We start from the raw sequence: 21,268 nt of genomic DNA, 5'->3' as shown, positions 1-21,268 counted from the left end.
TCCGACATACAGTGACCGGGTGAACGGCGACTGGCTCATACGAGGCCGCGACGGGCGGCTGAGCGTCTATCTGATGTTGGACTCCGACGACGACGCCCTGTGCAGGGCGGAACGGATTCCGGGTGGGCCCTGGGAGGCCCCGCGCAAGGTCGGCGGCGACCAGAAGGTGTACCGCGGTTTCGCCGTCGGCCACGGCGCCGACGGCTACGCCCACCTGGCCTCCTGGCGGCCCACGGTGAAGGGGGAGGCGGGCCTGGTGCACTCCACGCACTACCGGCCGCTGCTCGCCGCCCTGGACTGGGAGCCCATCGGTCATCCCAACAAGAAGGGCGACCGCACCGGCACGCCCGCCGTGGCCGTGGACGCCCAGGGGCGCGCGCACGTCTTCGCGCGCAACATCGGCACGGGGCTGTGCATGGTCGCGCAGAAGGAGAAGGGCGGCTGGGACCCCTGGCGCGACCTCAAGGGGTCGGGCGTCGAGGGGTCGCCCGTCGCGGTGACGGGGGAGTCCGGGTGCGTCGAGGTGTACGCGGCCGTCTCCGACGGGATCCTGCACTGGCGGCAGGAGACGGCGGGCGCCCAACCGGTGCTGCAGGAGCCCCTCAAGGCACCGGTCCGCTCCGGGACCCTGAAGGCCCTGGCCACCTCCCCGGAGCACAACACGCTCTTCTACACCGATGACTCCGGCGATGTGTGCGCCTGGCGCCCCGGCACCGACCCGGTGCCTGTGCTCGCCGCCGCCGGCCCCGGCCCGGTCGCCGCGATCCGCACCGAACTCGACGGCCACGACTGCACGTTGCTCGCCCAGCGCTCCGTGAGCGGCCGCGTCGCCTTCGCCGCGTATCCGACCGAGGAGGAGACGTCGGGCGCCTGGTGGGCCGAGTCCGGGCCCCAACTGCTCGCCGACGCCCTGGTGGCGCTCGCGAAGGACCACCAGGACCGGGTGGTCGCGGCGGCCCTGTCCCCGTCGACCGGCGGGCTGCACCTCACCCGACGCAAGGACGAGCCGGGCCTGGCCCTGACGGCCTGGCAGACGGTCTGACGGCCCGGCAGGACGGTCTGGCTGCGGTCTGACGGTCTACTTCGCCCGCAAGCGCATCGTCGTCCTGGAGGCGGAGAACGCCGAACTCAGGGCCCGGCTCGAAGCGGCCGAGAAGAGCGAGGCATGACAGAGGGCCTCCGCCGAGTGGCGGAGGCCCTCTTCGCGTCCCTGCGCGGCGGTCACGCCGGCTGCACGACGGTTACGCCGGAACGGACGCCACGCCCGGCGCCAGGAACTTCTTGCCGTTGACGCGCTCGGAGACACCCTCGCGGTCCAGGTACGGCGTGATGCCGCCCAGGTGGAAGGGCCAGCCGGCGCCCGTGATCAGGCAGAGGTCGATGTCCTGCGCCTCGGCGACGACGCCCTCGTCGAGCATGAGCCCGATCTCCTGCGCCACCGCGTCCAGGACGCGCGCCCGCACCTGCTCCTCGGTCAGGACCGAGTCGCCCTGCTCCAGCAGCGCAAAGACCTCGGGGTCGAGCTCGGGCTTCCCGCTGTCGTAGACGTAGAAGCCGCGCTTGCCCGCCTTGACGACGGCCGCGAGGTTCGGGGAGACCGTGAAACGGTCCGGGAACGCCCGGTTGAGCGTCTCCGAAACGTGCAGACCGATCGCGGGACCGACCAGCTCGAGAAGCACCAGCGGGGACATCGGCAGGCCGAGCGGTTCCACCGCCTTTTCCGCGACCTCGACCGGGGTGCCCTCGTCGATGACGTTCTGCACCTCGCCCATGAAACGCGTCAGAATACGGTTCACGACGAACGCCGGGGCGTCCTTCACCAGAACCGCGGTCTTCTTCAGCTTCTTTGCGACGGCGAAGGCGGTGGCCAGCGAGGCGTCGTCGGTCTGTTCCCCGCGCACGATCTCGAGGAGCGGCAGGATCGCGACCGGGTTGAAGAAGTGGAAGCCGACGACCCGCTCGGGGTTCTTCAGCTTCGACGCCATCTCGGAGACCGAGAGCGAGGAGGTGTTCGTCGCGAAGATCGCGTGCGCCGGGGCGACCGCCTCGACCTCCGCGAACACCTGCTGCTTGACGCCGATCTCCTCGAAGACGGCTTCGATGACGAAGTCCGCGTCGGCGAAGCCCTCGGCCTTGTCCAGGACGCCGCTCACCAGGGCCTTCAGACGGTTGGCCTTGTCCTGGTTGATACGGCCCTTGCCGAGCAGCTTCTCGATCTCGGCGTGCACGTAGCCCACGCCCTTGTCGACGCGCTCCTGGTCGATGTCGGTCAGCACGACCGGCACCTCCAGACGGCGCAGGAACAGCAGCGCGAGCTGCGAGGCCATCAGACCGGCGCCGACGACACCGACCTTGGTGACCGGACGCGCCAGGTTCTTGTCCGGGGCGCCGGCCGGGCGCTTGCCGCGCTTCTGCACCAGGTTGAACGCGTAGATGCCGGCGCGCAGTTCGCCACCCATGATCAGGTCGGCGAGCGCGACGTCCTCGGCGTCGTAGCCCTGCTGGAGGTCGCCGTTCTTCGCGGCGGCGATGATGTCCAGCGCGCGGTACGCGGCCGGGGCCGCCCCGTGCACCTTGCCGTCGGCGACGAACCGGCCGCGGGCGACCGCCTGGTCCCAGGCCTCACCGCGGTCGATCACCGGACGCTCGACCGTGATCTCGCCCTTGAGGACGTTCGCGGTCCAGATCAGCGACTGCTCCAGGAAGTCCGCGCCCTCGAAGAGCGCGTCGGCGATCCCGAGGTCGAAGACCTGCTGCCCCTTCAGCTGCTTGTTCTGGTTCAGGCTGTTCTCGACGATCACCGAGACGGCCTTGTCGGCGCCGATCAGGTTCGGCAGCAGCGTGCAGCCGCCCCAGCCGGGGACCAGACCGAGGAAGACCTCGGGGAGGGAGAACGCGGGCAGCGCCTTCGACACGGTGCGGTACGCGCAGTGCAGACCGACCTCGACGCCGCCGCCCATCGCCGCGCCGTTGTAGTACGCGAAGGTCGGGACCGCGAGGCCCGCCAGACGCTTGAAGACCTCGTGGCCGCCCTTGCCGATGGCGAGCGCGTCCTTGTGCTCCTTGAGCAGCTCGACGCCCTTGAGGTCCGCGCCGACCGCGAAGATGAACGGCTTGCCGGTGACGCCGACACCGACGATCTCACCGGCCGCGGCCTCCTTCTCGACCTGGTCGATCGCGGCGTCGAGATGCGCGAGGGACTGCGGTCCGAAGGTGGTCGGCTTGGTGTGGTCGAAACCGTTGTCGAGCGTGATCAGGGCGAAGCGCCCCGCGCCGAACGGCAGGTCCAGGTGACGCACGTGCGCCTGCGTGACGACCTCGCCCGGGAACAGCTCGGCCGCGCCCTTCAGAAGCTCAGCGGTGGTGATGCTCACTTGTCGCCTCCGTCGAAGTGCGGGTTCTCCCAGATGACCGTCGCGCCCATGCCGAAGCCGACGCACATGGTGGTCAGGCCGTAGCGGACGTGCGGCTGCTCCTCGAACTGGCGGGCCAGCTGCGTCATCAGCCGGACGCCGGAGGAGGCCAGCGGGTGACCGAAGGCGATCGCGCCGCCGTACTGGTTGACGCGCTCGTCGTCGTCCGCGATGCCGTAGTGGTCGAGGAAGGCCAGGACCTGGACGGCGAAGGCCTCGTTGATCTCGAAGAGACCGATGTCGGAGATGGACAGGCCCGCCTGGGCCAGCGCCTTCTCGGTGGCCGGGATCGGGCCGTAACCCATGACCTCCGGCTCGACACCCGCGAACGAGTACGCGACGAGGCGCATCTTGACCGGCAGGTTGTTCTCGCGCGCGAAGTCCTCGGACGCGATGAGGGAAGCGGTTGCGCCGTCGTTCAGACCGGCCGCGTTGCCGGCGGTGACCCGGCCGTGGACGCGGAACGGGGTCTTGAGGCCGGAAAGGTTCTCCAGCGTCGTTCCCGGGCGCATCGGCTCGTCGGCGGTGACCAGGCCCCAGCCCGTCTCACCGGCCTCCGGGTTGGTGCGGCGGACGGAAACCGGTACCAGGTCGGCCTGGATCTTGCCGTCGGCGTACGCCTTGGCGGCCTTCTCCTGCGAGCGCACGGCGTATTCGTCGGCGCGCTGCTTGGTGATCTGCGGGTAGCGGTCGTGCAGGTTCTCGGCGGTCATGCCCATGAACAGGGCGGACTCGGCGACCAGCTTCTCGCTGACGAACCGCGGGTTCGGGTCCACGCCCTCGCCCATCGGGTGCCGGCCCATGTGCTCGACGCCGCCGGCGATGGCGATGTCGTACGCGCCGAAGGCGACGGAGCCGGCGACCGAGGTGACGGCCGTCAGGGCGCCCGCGCACATGCGGTCGATGGAGTAGCCGGGCACGGAGGTCGGCAGACCGGCCAGGATGCCGGCGGTGCGGCCGATGGTCAGGCCCTGGTCGCCGATCTGCGTGGTCGCGGCGATGGCGACCTCGTCGATCTTCTTCGGGTCGAGACCGGGATTGCGGCGCAGCAGCTCCCGGATCGCCTTCACGACGAGGTCGTCGGCCCGGGTCTCGTGGTAGATGCCCTTCGGGCCCGCCTTGCCGAACGGGGTACGGACGCCGTCTACGAAGACGACGTCCCTGACGGTACGAGGCACGATGGCTCTCCTCCAGGGTGCGGGATGGCACTGCTGCGACACGCAAGCGCTGAGCGCGCGCTCAGGGCTCATGCTACTTGTGGGTAACGTGGCTGCACACCCCTGCCGGGCGGAGCGGCGAACGTCACACACCCGGGAGAGCCCCGAAAGGTCCCGGCGCCGCCGGTCGCGCACCTGTTTCGGGGGCGTCAGGCCCGCGGCGGCGCCGTCGACCCCCGCGGTGTGAGCACCGGCGTCGGCACCGGATGCGACCCCGGGCCGTCGCCCGTGATCACCCCGAACAGCGTCCGCGCCGCTTCCGCGCCGAAACCGTGTACATCGTGGCTCATCGCGGAGAGCGTCGGATGGGTGAGCCGGCACAACTGGGAGTCGTCCCAGGCGAGGAGGGAGACGTCGCCCGGCACGCCGAGCCCCATCTCGGCCGCGACCGCCAGCCCGGCCACCGCCATGATGTCGTTGTCGTAAACGATTGCCGTCGGCCGGTCCGGCGGAGCGGCGGTCAGCATCGACCGAGTCGCCCGCGCCCCGGCCTCCCCCGAGTAGTCGGTGGCGACCTGCCACGCCCCGGCCAGCCCCAGACTCCGTGCCGCCGCGTCGAACGCGGCCGTCCGTATCACCGTGTGCCCGAGCGCCGCCGCACCCCCCACCCGCGCGATGCGCCGATGGCCGAGCGCCGCGAGGTAACGCACCGCCTCCGTCACCGCCGTCGCGTCGTCCGTCCAGACGGACGTCAGGCTGCCGGTCAGCGAGGGATGCCCGACCGCGACCACCGGCATCCCGAGCCGCTCGGCCGCCGCCACCCGGGGATCGTCGGCCCGGAAGTCGACCAGGATCGCCCCGCCGATCTGCCGTCCCCGCCACCACGACTCCTGGAGCCCCGCCTCCTCCTCGATGTTGCGCACCAGGCGCAACAGCAGCGAGCAGGAGTGCTCGGTCAGCACGCTCTCCACCCCGGAGACGAACTCCATGTAGAACGGTTCCAGGCCCAGCATCCGCGCCGGCCGGCAGATCGCGAGCCCCACCACGTCCACCCGCGAACTCGACAGCGACCGGGCCGTGAGGTTCGGTTCCCAGCCCAACTCCCGCGCCGCGGCGAAGATCCGGCCCCGGGTCGCCTCCGACAGCCCCGGCTTGTGGTTGAAGGCGAGCGACACCGCCCCCTTGGACACCCCGGCGCGCGCGGCGACGTCCTTGATCGTGACGCGAGGCGACGGGGACGCTGTCATCGAGCGGGCTCCTGGCAGTACAGCGCGGCCCGGGCGGCGGCGGCATCCGGAGTCTCCCAGCCCGCGACCCCGATGGTCACCCGCTCTCCGGGGAGCAAGGTCACGAGCCCCCGGTCGGCCCGCGCCCCCGGGTCCAGCCGATCGGCCTGGAGCAGCAGATCCCGGACGAGGGTGCGCGCCGTGACCGTGACCGCACCCGGCGTCACCGCCACCTCGAACTCGGGCCACGGATAGAGGATTTCACGGTCCGGCACCGGAAAATGCACGGCCCGCAGCCGTCCCCCGCTCTCGGCTTCGCCCGAGCGGGGGGACCCCCGTCCGTCGGCCACCAGGAACTCCTTCGCCCCGGTCGGCTCCAGCTCCGCCGGCACCCGCACCACACCCACCGCCCGTGCGTCGACCGCCAGTTGCACGGTCGTGGCGCCGACCTCGTCCCCCGCCACGGACATGCGCCGAAGCGTCACCGTGCCCGTCCACCGCTCCGCGGACTGGTTGACGGCCGCCAACATCAGGCCCCCGTCCCGCACTTGGAGCGTGAGCAACCGGTCCGCATAGAGCCGCCGCAACTCGTGGTAGAGCGGTTTCTCCCGCCCGTCCCCGTCGATCGCCGACCAGGAGGTCACCGGCCAGCAGTCGTTGAGCTGCCAGACGATCGTGCCCGCGCACACCGGCCAGTGCGACCGCCAGTGCTCGACCCCGGTCGCCACCGCCCGCGCCTGGTTGACCTGTGTGAGGTAGTGCCATCGGTCGAAGTCCCCGTCCGGCACGGCGAAGTGGCGGGCGAGCCCGCGCGCCAGCTTGCCGTTGCCGTCCTCCGCCTTCTGGTGGTGCAGCATGCCGGGGGAGTCCGCCGCGAGCTCCTCGCCCGGCAGCGCCCGCCGCAGCGTCGCGTGGGCCGGCGGCGCCTGCCAGCCGAACTCGGCGACGAACCGCGGCACTGCGCCGCGGTACTCGGCGTAGTCCGCCCGGTTCCACACCTCCCACGAGTGGTGCGTCCCGTGCGCCGGGTCGTTCGGATGCTGTTCCCACGACCCCGACCACGGACTCCCCGCCGTGTACGGCCGCGTCGGATCCAGCTCGCCGACGACCCGCGGCAGCACGCCCAGGTAGTACCCCTCGCCCCAGGAGTCCCCGCCGAGCCGCTCCTCCCACCCCCAGTCCCGGAACCCCCACAGGTTCTCGTTGTTCCCGTTCCACAGCACCAGCGACGGATGAGGCATCAGCCGGACGACGTTCTCGCGGGCCTCCGCCTCCACCTCGCCCCGCAGCGGCTGCTCCTCGGGGTACGCCGCGCACGCGAACGGGAAGTCCTGCCACACCAGCAGCCCCAGCTCGTCACAGGCGTCGTAGAAGTCCTCGCTCTCGTAGATGCCGCCACCCCAGACCCGGACCAGGTCGACCCCGGCGTCGGCCGCCTGTCGTAACCGCTTGCGGTAACGATCCCGGGTCACCCGGGACGGAAACACGTCGTCCGGGATCCAGTTCACGCCCCGCGCGAAGAGCCGCGCCCCGTTGACGACGAGAGTGAAACCGCTTCCACGGGCGTCGGCGGAGGTGTCCAGCTCCACCGTGCGGAAACCGATGCGCCGCCGCCAGACGTCGAGCGGCGCACTCCCGTGATGCAACGTCAACTCGACGTCGTGCAAGGGTTGTTCGCCGTAACCCCGGGGCCACCAGAGCCGCGCGTCCGGCACCTCCACCCTGACCACGCCCGCTGTGCCCGAGACCTCCGCCCGGGCCCGGCGTCCCCCCACCCGGGCCTCCAGCGTGAGCCCGGCCTCCACCCGGGTCCGCTCCACGTCCACCCGTAACTCCACCACCCCGACGCCCTGTTCGACGCTCACCAGCGGGCGCACCCGGGCCAGCCGAGCCGTCGACCAGCGCTCCACCCGCACCGGCCGCCAGATCCCGGCCGTCACCAGGGTGGGCCCCCAGTCCCAGCCGAACGAGCAGGCCATCTTGCGCACGTACTGGTAGGGCTCGGCGTAGGCGGACGGGCGATCGCCGACCTTCCCCCGCACCGCCTCCGCCTCGGCGTACGCGGAGACGAACCGCACGGTCAACGGCCCGTCGAGCCCCGTCGCGTCGAACCGGTGCGAGCGGTGCATATTCCGTACCCGGCCCAGGAGTTGGCCGTTCAACGTGATTTCCGCGACCGTGTCGAGGCCGTCGAACACCAGGTCGGTCTGCTCGTGCCCGGTGGACGCGGCTCGCAGCTCCGTCTCGTACGTCCACTCGCGCCGCCCCACCCATGCGACGTCGGTCTCGTTCTGCCCGAGGAACGGGTCGGGGATCACGCCGGCGGCGAGCAGATCGGTGTGCACACAGCCCGGTACCGACGCCGGGAGCGACTGCGCTCCGTGCCGCAGGATCCATCCCTCGGTGAGTGGTGTTTCCTCCAGCATGCGCACTCCCTAAACCGGTTCAGCGAAAGTTTCGGTTGGTGTCGCGTCATCCTTGGCGGGATTGGGACTTTACCGGTTGAGAATGCGCTGTCAGAGTGCCGAATCAGCCAACCCGCACGTGCTCGTCCGTCCCAGGAACGGAAGTGATGCACATGAACCGCCGTACAGCCGTCGCCATGGTCGCGGGAGCGGCCCTGCTGCTGCCGGGATGCACCGGGACGGGGGGAAGCGCGAAGGGCGCGGACGCCGAGGCGCCCGACGACCCGTCGAAGGTGAGCGGCACGATCACGGTCCTCACCGTGCGGACCGATCTCAAGCAGGACGGCACGCTGGACAGGTACGCCGCCGAGTTCAACAAGACGTACCCCAAGGTGAAGGTCGAGTTCCAGGCCCTCACCAACTACGAGGCCGAGATCAAGATCCGGATGAACACGGACGACTACGGCGATGTCCTGCTGATCCCGGCAGTGATCAAGAAGGGCGACTACCCCAAGTTCTTCGCCTCCCTCGGCACAACGGCCGAACGCGGCAAGAAGTACCGCTTCACCGACTTCACCGCCGTCGACGGCAAGGTCTACGGCCAGAGCCCGGTCGGCGTGATGCCCGGCTTCGTCTACAACAAACGGGTCTGGAAGGAGGCCGGAGTCACCCAATGGCCCACCACCCCGGCCGAGTTCCTCGCCGACCTGAAGGCGATCAAGGCGAAGACCGACGCCGTCCCCTACTACACCAACTTCGCCGCCCAGTGGCCGCTGACCTCGTGGACGTACGTCAACGGCGCGGTCCACTGCGATCCGCAGGCGACCACGAAACTCGCCGAGGGCGATCCCTGGGCCGCGGGCTCCGACCTGCGGGTCGGCGACACGCTGCTGCACGACATCGTCAAGCAGGGCCTCGCCGAGAAGGACCCGACGACCAGCAACTGGGAGGAGTCCAAGCCCCGTACGGCCAAGGGCGAGATCGCCACGCAGTGGCTCGGCACCTGGGCGATCATCCAGTTCCAGGACGCGGCGAAGAAGGCCGGCGTGAATCCTGACGACATCGGTTTCATGCCGTTTCCCGCCCAGACGGACGGCAAGTTCTGCGCGACGGTGGGCCCCGACTACAACCAGGCCGTCAACGTCCACTCCCCGCACAAGGAGGCGGCCCGCGCCTGGATCGACTGGTTCACCGACAAGTCCGGTTACGACAAGGACAATCTGGCCATCTCCCCGCTCAAGGACGCGGCCATGCCCGAGGCGCTGAAGCCGTACGACGAGGCCGGCGTCAAGCTCATCGAGCTGGACGACTCGGCGGGTGCGAAGGTCAAGCTGATCGACAACGAGTCCGAGGTCGGCATCTACAAGCCCGAGTACCGCCAGGACCTCGTCGACCTGGCACGCGGCGCGAAGAAGGGCAGCCTGGACGACTTCCTCGGCGTCCTCGGCAAGAAGTGGACCGAGACACAGGCGAACGTGAGCGACGGATGACGCACGCGGACACGCACACCCCCGGCCGCCCCACCGCGGGGACGACCGCCGCGGAAGCGACCTTCGAGGCCGCCGCGCCGGTCCCGAAGCGCGCCGCACCGGCACCGGCCCCGCGCCGGGCACGCACTCGGCGGCTGCTGACCCCCTGGCTGTTCCTGCTCGCCCCGCTCGCCCTGCTGGTCACCTTCACCTACGCGCCGATCGCCAACATGGTCGCCTACAGCTTCACCGACTGGGACGGCGTGAGCCCGGAACTGCACTACACGGGCGCGGAGAACTACACGGAGATCTTCACCAGGGAGGACCTCTTCCAGGTGTTCTGGGTAAGCGGCTATTACCTGGCCGCCTCGGTGATCCAGATCGTCGCCGCGCTCTACTTCGCCACGATCCTGAGTTTCAGCATCCGTTTCCGGAATTTCTTCAAGGGCGTGCTTTTCTTCCCGTCCCTGGTCAACGGCGTCGCAATCGGTTTCGTCTTCCTCTACTTCTTCCAGGACGGCGGCACCTTCGACACAGTGCTCGGTTTCTTCGGCCACCACACCGACCACGCCTGGTTGGGTACCCCGACCTCGGCGAACGTCTCCCTCGCGGGCGTCTCGATCTGGCGCTACCTCGGCATGAACTTCGTCCTGTTCCTCGGGGCGATCCAGTCCATCCCGGGCGAGCTGTACGAGGCGGCCGAACTCGACGGCGCCGGCCGCTGGCACCAGTTCCGCTACATCATCCTGCCCGGCATCAAGCCGGTGCTGACCCTCACGGTGATCCTTTCCGTCTCGGGTTCCCTGTCGGCCTTCGAGATCCCGTACATCATGACGGGCGGGGCGACCGGCACCGAGACGTTCGTGATCCAGACCGTGAAGCTGGCCTTCCAGTTCAACAAGACGGGGCTCGCCTCCGCGGCGGCCGTCGTGCTGCTGCTGATCATCCTGCTGGTCACCTGGGTGCAGCGACGCCTCGTCCCCGACGACCACGTGGACCTCGTATGACACGCCGAGCCGTTGCCCGCACCCTCGTGTACCTGTCGCTGATCGCCGCGACGCTCATCGTTCTGCTCCCGCTGGGCGTCGTCCTCCTGACGTCACTGAAGACCGAGAAGGAGACGGCGAACGGCAGCGGGCCGCTCACGCTCCCGCACGACCCGCTCAACTTCCACAACTACGTGACGGCGTTCCAGGACGGCGGAATGCTCACGGCGTTCGGCAACACCGCCTTCATCCTCGTCGTCTCGGTGGGCGGCACGGTCCTCATCGGCTCGATGACCGCGTACGCGATCGACCGGTTCACCTTCCGGTTCCGCAAACTCGTGATCGCCCTGTTTCTGCTGGCCGCTCTGGTCCCGGGCGTCACCACCCAGGTGGCCACCTTCCAGATCGTCCACAGCCTCGGCATGTTCGACACCCGCTGGGCCCCGATCGCCCTCTACATGGGCACGGACATCGTCTCGATCTACATTTTCCTGCAGTTCGTGCGCTCGATCCCGATCTCCCTGGACGAGGCAGCCCGGCTCGACGGGGCGAACGCCTTCACGATCTACCGAAAGATCATCTTCCCGTTGCTGAAACCGGCGATCGCGACGGTCGTGATCGTGAAGGGGATCGCCGTCTACAACGATTTCTACATCCCGTTCCTGTACATGCCCTCACAGGATCTTGGCGTGATCTCGACGTCGCTGTTCCGCTTCAAGGGCCCCTATGCCGCCCACTGGGAAACGATCTCGGCAGGAGCCGTCCTGGTCATCCTGCCGACACTGATCGTCTTCCTCGCTCTCCAGAAATACATCTACAACGGTTTCATGAGAGGAGCGACGAAGTAACCGCTTTCTCCTCTGCTTCTGCTCGCGGGGAGCCGGGGAGCCGGGGAGCCGGGGCGCCGCTAGGCGCCCTCGTCGGAGGACAACGCGGCGACGAGCACGGGCGTCACCTGCTCCACCTGCCAGCGCCGAGCCCCGTTCCCCGCGAGCGCACTCGCGACGGCCGTCTCGTCCAGCGGCTTCGGCGGCTCCCAGCAGACTCTGCGCACCGCGTCCGGGGCGATGAGGTTCTCCTGGGGCATGTTCAGCTCCTCGGCCAACGCCGAGACGGCCGTCCTCGCCGCGCTGAGCCGCGCTGCCGCCGCCGGATCCTTGTCGGCCCAGGCCCGCGGCGGCGGCGGTCCCGCCACCGGCTGGCCCGGCTGCGGCAGCTGCGACTCGCTCAACGTCTTCGCCCGGTCGACCGCGGCCTGCCACTGCTCCAGCTGCCGCCGTCCCATCCGATGCCCGAAGCCGTTCAGCGCGGCCAGCGCGCTCACGGTCGTCGGCAGTGCGAGCGCGGCCTCCACGATGGCCGCGTCCGAGAGCACCTTGCCCGGCGACACGTCCCGCCGCTGCGCGATCCGGTCCCGCGTCTGCCACAGCTCCCGCACGACGCCCAGCTGCCGCCGTCGGCGCACCTTGTGCATGCCTGACGTGCGACGCCAGGGGTCCTTGCGGGGCTCCGGCGGCGGGGCGGAGGCGATCGCCTCGAACTCCTGGTGGGCCCACTCCAGCTTGCCCTGCCGGTCCAGTTCCTTCTCCAGCGCGTCGCGCAGGTCGACCAGGAGCTCGACGTCGAGGGCCGCGTAGCGCAGCCACGGTTCGGGCAGTGGCCGGGTCGACCAGTCGACCGCGGAGTGGCCCTTCTCGAGGACGAAGCCCAGCACGCCCTCGACCATCGCGCCGAGGCCGACCCGCGGGAACCCGGCGAGCCGTCCGGCCAGCTCGGTGTCGAACAGCCGCGTCGGCATCATGCCTATCTCGCGCAGACACGGCAGGTCCTGGGTGGCCGCGTGCAGCACCCACTCCACGCCGGACAGCGCTTCGCCGAGCGCGGAGAGGTCGGGACAGGCCACCGGGTCGATCAGCGCGCTGCCCGCGCCCTCGCGGCGCAGCTGCACGAGGTAGGCGCGCTGCCCGTAGCGGTAGCCGGAGGCGCGCTCGGCGTCCACGGCGACCGGGCCGGAGCCGGCGGCGAACGCGGCGATGACCTCGGCGAGGGAGGCCTCGTCGGCGATTACGGGAGGAATGCCCTCGCGCGGTTCGAGGAGAGGTGTCGGCGCCCCGGAAGCAGTTGATCCGCCGTCGTCCGGAGGGGCGCCTCCGGTGGTTCGCAGTGAACTGGCTGCTGCGGTTTCTTGGGCGTCGGTCACCTGTCAAGGGTATCTGTGTATCGACGGCACCCGCCGACGGAACGTTCCGTCGACGGGCGTCAGAGGGTCGTAAACCAGTCAGGTCGGTGAACGACGGGGAAGGGGTCGGGAAGAAAAAGGAAAGGGACGGGCGGGGAGGGACGGGGACGGACGGGGACCGGAGGGGGAGGGGGGGAGGTCAGGGACGGAGCCCGGGAGACCCCCAGGCGGATCCCGGGGGAATCTCAGGGGAATCTCAGGAGTGGGCTGTCAGTGGATGATGCCGGTCCGCAGGGCCACCGCGACCATGCCGGCCCGGTCGCCCGTGCCGAGCTTGCGGGCGATGCGGGCGAGGTGGCTCTTGACGGTCAGCGCGGACAGGCCCATCGAGACGCCGATCGCCTTGTTCGACTGTCCCTCCGCGACCAGTCGCAGCACCTCGACCTCACGGCCGGAGAGCTCGCGGTAGCCGCCCGGGTGACTCGGGGCACCCGGGGGGCGGCGGTGCATACGGGCGGCGGAGCCGATGGGGGCGGCGCCGGGCCGGGTGGGGAGCCCGACGTTGGTGCGGGTGCCGGTGACGACGTAGCCCTTGACGCCGCCCGCGAGGGCGTTGCGCACGGCGCCGATGTCGTCGGCGGCGGAGAGGGCGAGCCCGTTGGGCCAGCCCGCGGCGCGGGTCTCCGACAGCAGGGTGAGGCCGGAGCCGTCGGGCAGGTGGACGTCGGCGACGCAGATGTCGCGGGGGTTGCCGATGCGGGGACGAGCCTCCGCGATGGACGAGGCCTCGATGACGTCGCGCACACCGAGCGCCCACAGGTGGCGGGTGACGGTGGAGCGGACGCGCGGGTCGGCCACGACCACCATGGCGGTGGGCTTGTTCGGGCGGTAGGCGACCAGGCTTGCGGGCTGCTCGAGGAGAACGGACACCAGGCCTCCTGGGTGGGGGACGGGAGCCGGCTCGTGGGGCTTGTGGGGAGGAAGCCGGGACGAACCGTGCTTTCAAGGTCACAGTCGTCTTCGGCAGCGAACCCGGCGTCCTTTAGAGAATGATCACGATCTAGTGAGTAACAATCTGTTCAATTCGGACACTTGATCGATCATCCGAAGATCGAGTCGGTTTAAGTGGGTGCCTTACGGGATCGAAAATGGCCGTATCGACAAAGAGACGGTCAACGGGACTGCGGTCCCCTGCGTTGCGGCAACGTCACCACCGACGCGTCCCCCGGTCCGGCCGGCGGCAGCCCCGCCACCTGCGCCAGCAGATCGCACCAGGAGGCCAGGTGCGCCCCTGTGTCCGGCACCCCGCCCAGGCCCTCGCGCGGCGTCCAGGAGGCCCGGATCTCGATCTGCGAGGCCGCCGGGCGCTCCGCGAGCCCGCCGAAGTAGTGCGAACTCGCGCGCGTGACGGTCCCGCTCGGCTCGCCGTACGTCAGCCCGCGCGCCTGGAGCGCGCCGGTCAGCCATGACCAGCACACGTCCGGCAGCAGCGGGTCCGCGGCCATCTCGGGCTCCAGCTCGGCCCGGACGAGGGTCACCAGGCGGAACGTTCCGCGCCAGGCGTCGTGCCCGTCGGGGTCGTGCAGCAGCACCAGCCGGCCGTCGGCCAGATCCTGATCGCCGTCCACGACGGTCGCCTCCAGCGCGTACGCGAACGGGGCGAGCCGCTTCGGGGCCGGTGTCGGCTCGACCTCGATCTGCGGCCGCAGCCGGGCCGCCCTCAGCGCGTCGACCGCGGCCCGGAAAGGCAATGGTGTCGACGTGCTCCCATCCCGGTCCCCCTCGTTCGCGTCATCCATCCCGCCAGCGCCGTCCGACAGTCGTCCCTGAGCCGCAGCCATGCGGGGAAGATTAAGGGGAACGGGGGCTGCGTGCAGGGCAAGACACCCGTGCGGGGCTCGCGGACAGGTGCGCGCTGGGCGAACAGGCGCACGGACCACACCGCCCGAAAGACCACGGAAGGACGACAGAAGGACAGCAGGAGGACGGCAGAAGGAACGCCGAGGGTGACGGCAAGGCGGAGGAAGGGCGACGGACGGGGGCGGCCTCGTCGCCTCCGGGGCCGTGGGAGACTTGCCGTCGTGAGCGCGAACGAGAGCCCGGCGGGCCGGCAGCCGACAGCGACGTACGACAGTGCCTTCCTGAAGGCGTGCAGGCGTGAGCCCGTGCCGCACACGCCCGTGTGGTTCATGCGGCAGGCGGGGCGCTCGCTGCCGGAGTACCGCAAGGTCCGCGAGGGCATCGCGATGCTCGACTCCTGCATGCGGCCCGAGCTGGTCACCGAGATCACCCTCCAGCCGGTGCGTCGGCACAACGTGGACGCGGCGATCTACTTCAGCGACATCGTCGTCCCGCTCAAGGCCATCGGCATCGACCTCGACATCAAGCCGGGCGTCGGCCCCGTCGTCGAGCGCCCGATCCGCACCCGCGCCGACCTCGCCCAGCTGCGCGACCTCACCCCCGACGACGTCTCCTACGTCACCGAGGCCATCGGCCTGCTGACGGCCGAGCTCGGCGCCACCCCCCTCATCGGCTTCGCGGGCGCGCCTTTCACCCTCGCGAGCTACCTCGTCGAGGGCGGTCCGTCGCGCACGTACGAGAACGCCAAGGCGATGATGTACGGCGACCCCGAGCTCTGGGCCGACCTGCTCGACCGCCTCGCGGAGATCACGGCCGCCTTCCTGAAGGTGCAGATCGAGGCGGGTGCGAGCGCCGTGCAGCTGTTCGACTCCTGGGCCGGCGCGCTCGCCCCCGCCGACTACACCCGCTCGGTGCTGCCCGCCTCCGCGAAGGTCTTCCGCGCGGTCGAGGGCTACGGCGTCCCGCGCATCCACTTCGGCGTCGGCACCGGCGAGCTGCTCAAGCTCATGGGCGACGCGGGCGCGGACGTCGTCGGCGTGGACTGGCGCGTCCCGCTCGACGAGGCCGTGCGCCGGGTCGGTCCCGGCAAGGCGCTCCAGGGCAACCTCGACCCGACCGTGCTGTTCGCCGGCACCGAGGCCGTCGAGGCCAAGACCCGCGAGGTCCTCGACGCGGCCGCCGGCCTGGAGGGCCACGTCTTCAACCTCGGCCACGGCGTCATGCCGTCCACCGACCCGGACGCACTGACCCGGCTGGTCGACCACGTCCACACGCAGACGGCCAGGTAGGCGGCGCTCACCACGTGTGCCGGGGGCGCGCCCGTCTGCCGAACAGCAGGCCGCGCGGCTCCGGCGGCGGGGGAGTGCCCGGCTTGAGCGGCCAGGCGAGCAGCATGCCCGCGAGGAAGCCGACGATGTGCGCCGCGTACGCCACGGTGCCCGCCCCGGAGACGCCCTCGCCTGACGAGTAGACCGCCTGGAGCACGAACCAGAAACCCAGCACCAGCCAGGCGGGCAGGCGCAGCGGCAGAAACACCAGGAACGGGACCAGGACCCACACCCTGGCCTTCGGATACAGCACCAGATAGGCGCCGAGCACTCCCGCGATCGCTCCCGACGCACCGATCAGCGGGTCGGTCGAGTCGGCGTTGAGCAGCGCGAAACCGTACGACGCCGCATAGCCGCAGACGACGTAGAAGAGCGCGAAGCGCACATGCCCCATGCGGTCCTCGATGTTGTTTCCGAAAATCAGCAGAAACAGCATGTTGCCCAGCAGATGCAGCCAGCCGCCGTGCAGGAACATCGCGGTGAGCACGCTCAACGCCGGCGACTTCTCGTAGCCCGGCGGCGCCAGCGCGCACCCCGCGCCGGTCACCTCGCCGGTGGGGACGAGCTGTGGCAGCTGATGGTGGATCAACTCGCGCGGGACGGCCGCGTAGTGCTCCAGGAAGGCGTGCAGATGGCACGTCTGGGCCAGGCCGCTGTCGCCCGCCACCGAGCCGGACAGGCCGGGCATGAACAAGAAGACGAAGACGTTCGCGGCGATGAGCGCGTACGTCACCACGGGCGTACGGCGCACGGGGTTCACGTCATGGACGGGGATGACCACAAGGAAGTACTGCCCCCGATCCGTTCCACGAACCGGTGAACACGCCTCACCACGAGTGCGTATGAACCGGCAACCGCTCGCGGCACGAGGAAGGCGGGTCGCGGGGACGACGTGAGGAACAGACGATGAACGACCGAGTTACTCCCCCCATGCACGCCACACCCGACGGCGAGGCCGAAATCTCGCTGGTGGTCCGGCTGCCCTGGGAGGACGTGGCGCGACTCGGCCAGGAGGCCGGGCGGCTCGCTGCGCAGATGCAGCGGCCGGTGACATTGGACGAAGCCGTCAGTAACCGGTTGCGGTCGCGGCCGGCGGCCGCGGCGCATGCGAAGCCGGTGGAACAGCCCGCGGCTGTTTCCGCCCTGCCGAGGCTGAGCGGAACCGGTTGAGGAACGTCACGGGGCGCGGGCCGGCCACGGTCGGCCCGCGCCCCGGGCAGCTCCTCAGGTGCTCCGCACCCTTGCCGTCGCCTTCCTCGCCGCCACCAGCACCGGATCCCACACCGGGCTGAACGGCGGGGCGTAGCCCAGGTCCAGGGCCGTCATCTGCTCCACCGTCATCCCGGCTGTCAACGCCACCGCCGCGATGTCGACCCGCTTGCCCGCGCCCTCCCTCCCGACGATCTGGACGCCCAGCAGACGGCCCGTCCTGCGCTCGGCGAGCATCTTGACCGTCATGGCGGAGGCGCCGGGGTAGTAGCCCGCGCGGCTGGTGGACTCGACGGTGACCGTCTCGAAGCGGAGACCGACCCGGCGCGCGTCCTTCTCCCGCAGACCCGTGCGGGCGATCTCCAGATCGCAGACCTTGCTGACGGCCGTGCCGACCACGCCGGGGAACGTGGCGTAGCCGCCGCCGACGTTGGCGCCGATGACCTGGCCGTGCTTGTTGGCGTGGGTGCCGAGGGCGATATGACGTTCCTGGCCGGAGACCAGGTCGAGGACCTCGACGCAGTCGCCGCCGGCCCAGATGTCCTCGTGGCCGCGCACCCGCATCGCCAGGTCGGTGAGCAGCCCGCCGTGCCCGCCCAGGGGCAGCCCGGCGGCCTTCGCGAGCGCGGTCTCCGGACGGACGCCGATGCCCAGCACCACCACGTCCGCCGGGTACTCGGCGTCCTTGGTCACCACCGCGCGGACGTGGCCGTCCTCGGCGGTGCGCACCGCGGTGACCTCGGCCTCGTTCACCATGGTGATGCCCAGGCCCTCCATGGCCGTGTGCACCAGTCGGCCCATGTCCGGGTCGAGGGTCGACATCGGCTCGCTGCCCCGGTTGACGACCGTCACCTCGTAGCCGCGGTTGATGAGCGCCTCGGCCATCTCCACGCCGATGTAGCCCGCCCCCACGACGACGGCCCTCCGTCCACGCGCGCGTGCCAGCGTGTCGATCAGCGCCTGCCCGTCGTCCAGGGTCTGCACCCCGTGCACGCCCGCCGCGTCCACACCCGGCAGGTCCGGCCGGATCGGGCGGGCCCCGGTCGCGATCACGAGCTTGTCGTACGACGTCCAGGACTGCGCGCCCGAATCCACGTCACGCGCGCGTACCCGCCGCCCCGCCACGTCGATCTCCGTGACCTCCGTGCGCAGCCGCAGGTCGATCCCCCGCGCGCGGTGCTCCTCGGGCGTGCGGGCGATCAGTTCGTCCCGCCCGACGACGTCACCGCCCACCCAGTACGGGATGCCGCACGCCGAGAAGGAGGTGAAGTGGCCGCGTTCGAAGGCCACGATCTCCAGTTCCCCGGGCCCCTTCAGACGCCGGGCCTGGGACGCCGCGGACATGCCCGCGGCGTCACCGCCGATCACGACCAGTCGCTCGATGCTCATGCGAACACGCTACGGCCGACTCGCACTTCAGTCCTCCGTGCGTTCGCCCTCTGCGCCCTCTGCGCCCTCTGCGCCCTCTGCGGGCGCCGCGCCGCCGTCGCCGGGCGCCGGCGCCGCTGCCGCCCGCCGCCGCACACGCGACAGCCGCAGCCACCCCAGCACGACCAGGACGGCCGCCGCGAGGAACGGCAGCGCCGCGCCGAACGCCACGGCGATCCAGCGCAGCACCGTCACGAACGCCTCCCAGCCGCCCGCCAGCGCGTCCACGAACCCCGGGTCGTCGTCCTTGTCGGCGGCCGGGTCGACCGGCTTCTCCGAGAGAGTCACGGTGATGGTCGCCAGGCTCGTGCGGTCCTTCAGGGACGCCTGTTGGGCGAGCAGCGCCTCCAGATCGGCCTCCCGGGTGCTCAACTCGCCTTCCAGGGTGACGACGTCGCTGAGCTTCGTCGCCCGGTCCATCAGCTCGCGCACCCGGGCGACGCTGGCGCGCTGCGAGGCGATCCGGCTCTCGACGTCGACGACCTGACCGGTGACGTCCTGGGCCTTCGCCGTGCGCTCCAGGAGCTTGCCCGCGCCCTGGAGATCGGTCAGGACGTCGTCGTACTTCTCGACGGGCACCCGGAGCACGACCCGGGTCTGCTCGCCGCCGTCCTCGTCCCGGACGGTCGTCTCGTCGCCGACGTAGCCGCCCGCGTTCTCGGTGGTCGCCCGGGCCTCGTCGAGGGCCTTCGGCACGTCCTTGACCTGCACGGTCAGGGAGGCGGTGCGGATGATGCGGTTGGTGTCGAGCTTCGGTGCCGTGGTGGCCTTCGAGCCGCTCGCGCCCGCGCCCTCCTTCAGGTCCGAGGCGGCGCCCTCCGGGGCGGCCTCGCCGACGGCGGCCTTGTCGGCCGCGCCGCTCGAGCTCGAGTCGTTCGCGCTGCTGCATCCGGTGAGCGCGAGGCCCGCGGCCAGCAGGATCGCGGACAGGGCGTGGGCGGGTCGTACGGGACGTCGTCCCGAGCGTCGTACGGAATGGCGTGTGGGCATCTGCGTGTCCCCCCGAGTGCTGTGGGCCATTGACGCTCCTTCGACGCCGGGGCGGGCCGGGACGTTGGCGATGGTCGGTTCCGAACAGGTCACGGTCGGGACGCGGGGAGGACACCGGGGCGCGGCGGGAGTGTCAGTGGGGTCTGAGAGAGTGGGCGCATGAGCGCAACGGGTACGGGCACGGGGCATCACGTCGTCGTCATCGGAGCCGGGATCGCCGGTCTGGCCGCCGCCCACCGGCTGCTGGGGCGCGGGGCGAGAGTGACCGTGCTGGAGGCGTCCGACCGGGTCGGCGGCAAGCTGTTGCCCGGCGAGATCGCGGGCGTGCGCGTGGACCTCGGCGCCGAGTCGATGCTGGCCCGCCGGCCCGAGGCGGTCGCCCTCGCGCGCGAGGCGGGCCTCGCCGACCTCCTCCGGCCGCCGGCCACCGCCACGGCCTCGATCTGGACCCGAGGCGCGCTGCGCCCCATGCCCAAGGGCCACGTCATGGGCGTCCCGGGCACCGCGGCCGCCCTCTCCGGCGTTCTGTCCGACGAGGGCCTGGCCCGTATCGAACGCGACGCCGACCTGCCCCGCACGGAGACGGGGGACGACGTGGCGGTCGGGGAGTACGTGGCCGCACGCCTGGGCCGCGAGGTCGTCGACCGCCTCATCGAACCCCTGCTGGGCGGCGTCTACGCAGGCGACGCCTACCGGATCTCGATGCGCTCGGCCGTCCCGCAGCTCTTCCAGGCGGCGCAGACACACACCTCGTTGACCGAGGCCGTCCGCGAGATCCAGGCCAAGGCGACCGCCGACCGGCAGACCGGACCCGTGTTCATGGGCATCGAGGGCGGCGTGGGCTCGCTGCCGCTCGCGGTCGCCGAGTCCGTCGAGGCGCGCGGCGGCGAGATCCACACGCGTGTGGCCGTGACGGAGCTGCGCCGCGAGCCGGCCGGCGGCTGGCGCGTCACCGCGGGGGAGCGGGTGCTGCGGGCCGACGCCGTGGTCGTCGCCGTCCCCGCACCGGCCGCCGCCGCACTGCTCGCCGCCGAGTCCCCCGAGGCCGCCGCCGAGCTGCGCACGGTGGAGTACGCCTCCATGGCACTGATCACCCTCGCCTACCGGCGCGCCGAGACGGCCCTGCCCGACGGCAGCGGCTTCCTCGTCCCGCCCGTCGACGGACGCACCATCAAGGCGTCCACCTTCGCCTCCCAGAAGTGGGGCTGGATCGCCGACGAGAACCCGGGGACGGTCGTGCTGCGCACCTCCGTGGGGCGCTACGGCGAGACGGAGATCCTGGGCCGCGAGGACGCCGACCTCGTCGACGTCTCCCGGCACGACCTGCGCGCCGCCACCGGCCTGGACGCCACACCCGTCGAAACCCGCGTCACCCGCTGGACGGACGGTCTGCCCCAGTACCCCGTCGGCCACCACGCGCGCGTGGCCCGCATCCGCGAGCACGTCGCGAAGCTCCCGGGCCTCGCGGTGTGCGGCGCGCAGTACGACGGCGTGGGCATCCCGGCCTGCATCGCGAGCGCGTACGCCGCGGTGGACCAGATCGGCGGCGACCTGAGCGCCGTCCGGGAGCTCACGGCCAACCCGGTGCAGAGTCTGCACGGCGGAGCGGGAGAATGAG

Annotated in this window: 17 protein-coding genes; 7 read left to right on the top strand and 10 right to left on the bottom strand. The window is 71.0% G+C overall.

What is annotated here, in order from left to right:
* Positions 1 to 19: 19 nt before the first annotated feature.
* Entirely contained in the window at positions 20 to 1,042 is a 1,023-nt protein-coding gene (locus AB0J04_RS19970; protein WP_363169822.1) for a hypothetical protein, read from the top strand.
* 199 nt (positions 1,043 to 1,241) lie between these two features.
* Here AB0J04_RS19970 and AB0J04_RS19965 read toward each other — a convergent pair whose 3' ends face one another.
* The 4 genes from AB0J04_RS19965 to AB0J04_RS19950 all read right to left on the bottom strand — a co-directional run bounded on the left by AB0J04_RS19965 (position 1,242) and on the right by AB0J04_RS19950 (position 8,222).
* On the bottom strand, positions 1,242 to 3,368 hold the full coding sequence (locus tag AB0J04_RS19965; protein WP_363169830.1) for a 3-hydroxyacyl-CoA dehydrogenase NAD-binding domain-containing protein: 2,127 nt from the start codon (positions 3,366 to 3,368) through the stop codon (positions 1,242 to 1,244).
* Positions 3,369 to 3,370: 2 nt separating this feature from the next.
* Positions 3,371 to 4,591 carry an acetyl-CoA C-acyltransferase gene (locus AB0J04_RS19960; RefSeq protein ID WP_363169821.1) on the bottom strand — a complete coding sequence of 407 codons (1,221 nt, stop codon included), beginning with the start codon at positions 4,589 to 4,591 and terminating at the stop codon, positions 3,371 to 3,373.
* 188 nt (positions 4,592 to 4,779) lie between these two features.
* Complete coding sequence (locus AB0J04_RS19955; protein WP_363169820.1) at positions 4,780 to 5,817, bottom strand: LacI family DNA-binding transcriptional regulator; 1,038 nt, start codon at positions 5,815 to 5,817, stop codon at positions 4,780 to 4,782.
* Positions 5,814 to 8,222, bottom strand: a complete 2,409-nt coding sequence (locus AB0J04_RS19950) for a glycoside hydrolase family 2 protein (RefSeq protein WP_363169819.1) — start codon at positions 8,220 to 8,222, stop codon at positions 5,814 to 5,816. The genes AB0J04_RS19955 and AB0J04_RS19950 overlap by 4 nt, the downstream gene beginning before the upstream one ends.
* A 152-nt stretch (positions 8,223 to 8,374) precedes the next feature.
* On the opposite strand from AB0J04_RS19950, the gene AB0J04_RS19945 reads away from it, so the two are divergent.
* The 3 genes from AB0J04_RS19945 to AB0J04_RS19935 are packed head-to-tail and all read left to right on the top strand — an operon-like array spanning position 8,375 to position 11,504.
* Positions 8,375 to 9,691, top strand: a complete 1,317-nt coding sequence (locus AB0J04_RS19945) for an ABC transporter substrate-binding protein (RefSeq protein ID WP_363169818.1) — start codon at positions 8,375 to 8,377, stop codon at positions 9,689 to 9,691.
* On the top strand, positions 9,688 to 10,677 hold the full coding sequence (locus AB0J04_RS19940) for a sugar ABC transporter permease (protein ID WP_363169817.1): 990 nt from the start codon (positions 9,688 to 9,690) through the stop codon (positions 10,675 to 10,677). The genes AB0J04_RS19945 and AB0J04_RS19940 overlap by 4 nt, the downstream gene beginning before the upstream one ends.
* Positions 10,674 to 11,504 carry a carbohydrate ABC transporter permease gene (locus AB0J04_RS19935; protein WP_363169816.1) on the top strand — a complete coding sequence of 277 codons (831 nt, stop codon included), beginning with the start codon at positions 10,674 to 10,676 and terminating at the stop codon, positions 11,502 to 11,504. The genes AB0J04_RS19940 and AB0J04_RS19935 overlap by 4 nt, the downstream gene beginning before the upstream one ends.
* A gap of 59 nt (positions 11,505 to 11,563) precedes the next feature.
* Here AB0J04_RS19935 and AB0J04_RS19930 read toward each other — a convergent pair whose 3' ends face one another.
* From AB0J04_RS19930 to AB0J04_RS19920, 3 genes are all read right to left on the bottom strand, one after another.
* Positions 11,564 to 12,856 (bottom strand): ribonuclease D, encoded by a 1,293-nt coding sequence (locus tag AB0J04_RS19930; RefSeq protein ID WP_363169814.1) that lies wholly within the window; start codon positions 12,854 to 12,856, stop codon positions 11,564 to 11,566.
* 249 nt (positions 12,857 to 13,105) lie between these two features.
* Positions 13,106 to 13,765: a response regulator transcription factor gene (locus AB0J04_RS19925; protein ID WP_351907096.1), complete on the bottom strand. Its 660-nt coding sequence runs from the start codon at positions 13,763 to 13,765 to the stop codon at positions 13,106 to 13,108.
* Positions 13,766 to 14,007: 242 nt separating this feature from the next.
* A complete protein-coding gene (locus AB0J04_RS19920) occupies positions 14,008 to 14,634 on the bottom strand; it encodes a DUF3000 domain-containing protein (RefSeq protein ID WP_363169813.1) in 627 nt (208 codons plus the stop codon).
* A 282-nt stretch (positions 14,635 to 14,916) separates the two neighbouring features.
* Here AB0J04_RS19920 and hemE point away from each other — a divergent pair, with 282 nt between their 5' ends.
* Entirely contained in the window at positions 14,917 to 15,984 is a 1,068-nt protein-coding gene (hemE, locus tag AB0J04_RS19915) for a uroporphyrinogen decarboxylase (protein WP_363169812.1), read from the top strand.
* 7 nt (positions 15,985 to 15,991) lie between these two features.
* Here hemE and AB0J04_RS19910 read toward each other — a convergent pair whose 3' ends face one another.
* Positions 15,992 to 16,804, bottom strand: coding sequence for a rhomboid family intramembrane serine protease (locus AB0J04_RS19910; protein ID WP_363169811.1), 813 nt, complete (start codon positions 16,802 to 16,804; stop codon positions 15,992 to 15,994).
* Between the two features lie 149 nt (positions 16,805 to 16,953).
* Here AB0J04_RS19910 and AB0J04_RS19905 point away from each other — a divergent pair, with 149 nt between their 5' ends.
* The gene (locus tag AB0J04_RS19905; protein WP_363169810.1) at positions 16,954 to 17,193 is read left to right on the top strand and encodes a hypothetical protein; all 240 of its coding nucleotides are present in this window, start codon (positions 16,954 to 16,956) and stop codon (positions 17,191 to 17,193) included.
* A 54-nt stretch (positions 17,194 to 17,247) separates the two neighbouring features.
* Here the strand turns inward: AB0J04_RS19905 and AB0J04_RS19900 are convergent, their stop codons facing one another.
* Positions 17,248 to 18,621: an FAD-dependent oxidoreductase gene (locus AB0J04_RS19900; protein ID WP_363169809.1), complete on the bottom strand. Its 1,374-nt coding sequence runs from the start codon at positions 18,619 to 18,621 to the stop codon at positions 17,248 to 17,250.
* Positions 18,622 to 18,648: 27 nt separating this feature from the next.
* Positions 18,649 to 19,650 carry a DUF4349 domain-containing protein gene (locus tag AB0J04_RS19895; RefSeq protein ID WP_363169829.1) on the bottom strand — a complete coding sequence of 334 codons (1,002 nt, stop codon included), beginning with the start codon at positions 19,648 to 19,650 and terminating at the stop codon, positions 18,649 to 18,651.
* 159 nt (positions 19,651 to 19,809) lie between these two features.
* Between AB0J04_RS19895 and hemG the strand changes: the two genes are divergently transcribed.
* On the top strand, positions 19,810 to 21,267 hold the full coding sequence (hemG, locus tag AB0J04_RS19890; RefSeq protein ID WP_363169808.1) for a protoporphyrinogen oxidase: 1,458 nt from the start codon (positions 19,810 to 19,812) through the stop codon (positions 21,265 to 21,267).
* Position 21,268: the final 1 nt, after the last annotated feature.

Origin of the sequence: Streptomyces sp. NPDC050263 (assembly GCF_040655955.1) — a bacterium.
Classification (GTDB): Bacteria; Actinomycetota; Actinomycetes; order Streptomycetales; family Streptomycetaceae; genus Streptomyces.
The sequence above is the reverse complement of the archived record's forward strand: the minus strand, read 5'-3'. Positions and strand labels throughout refer to the sequence as shown.

Bases quoted from the DNA above. Each gene is read 5' to 3' on its own strand.
- AB0J04_RS19940 (WP_363169817.1), top strand. From the start codon at position 9,688: ATGACGCACGCGGACACGCACACCCCCGGCCGCCCCACCGCGGGGACG.
- AB0J04_RS19900 (WP_363169809.1), bottom strand. From the start codon at position 18,621: ATGAGCATCGAGCGACTGGTCGTGATCGGCGGTGACGCCGCGGGCATG.
- AB0J04_RS19955 (WP_363169820.1), bottom strand. From the start codon at position 5,817: ATGACAGCGTCCCCGTCGCCTCGCGTCACGATCAAGGACGTCGCCGCG.
- AB0J04_RS19895 (WP_363169829.1), bottom strand. From the start codon at position 19,650: ATGCCCACACGCCATTCCGTACGACGCTCGGGACGACGTCCCGTACGA.
- AB0J04_RS19945 (WP_363169818.1), top strand. From the start codon at position 8,375: ATGAACCGCCGTACAGCCGTCGCCATGGTCGCGGGAGCGGCCCTGCTG.
- AB0J04_RS19920 (WP_363169813.1), bottom strand. From the start codon at position 14,634: ATGGATGACGCGAACGAGGGGGACCGGGATGGGAGCACGTCGACACCA.
- AB0J04_RS19905 (WP_363169810.1), top strand. From the start codon at position 16,954: ATGCACGCCACACCCGACGGCGAGGCCGAAATCTCGCTGGTGGTCCGG.
- AB0J04_RS19950 (WP_363169819.1), bottom strand. From the start codon at position 8,222: ATGCTGGAGGAAACACCACTCACCGAGGGATGGATCCTGCGGCACGGA.
- hemG (WP_363169808.1), top strand. From the start codon at position 19,810: ATGAGCGCAACGGGTACGGGCACGGGGCATCACGTCGTCGTCATCGGA.
- AB0J04_RS19935 (WP_363169816.1), top strand. From the start codon at position 10,674: ATGACACGCCGAGCCGTTGCCCGCACCCTCGTGTACCTGTCGCTGATC.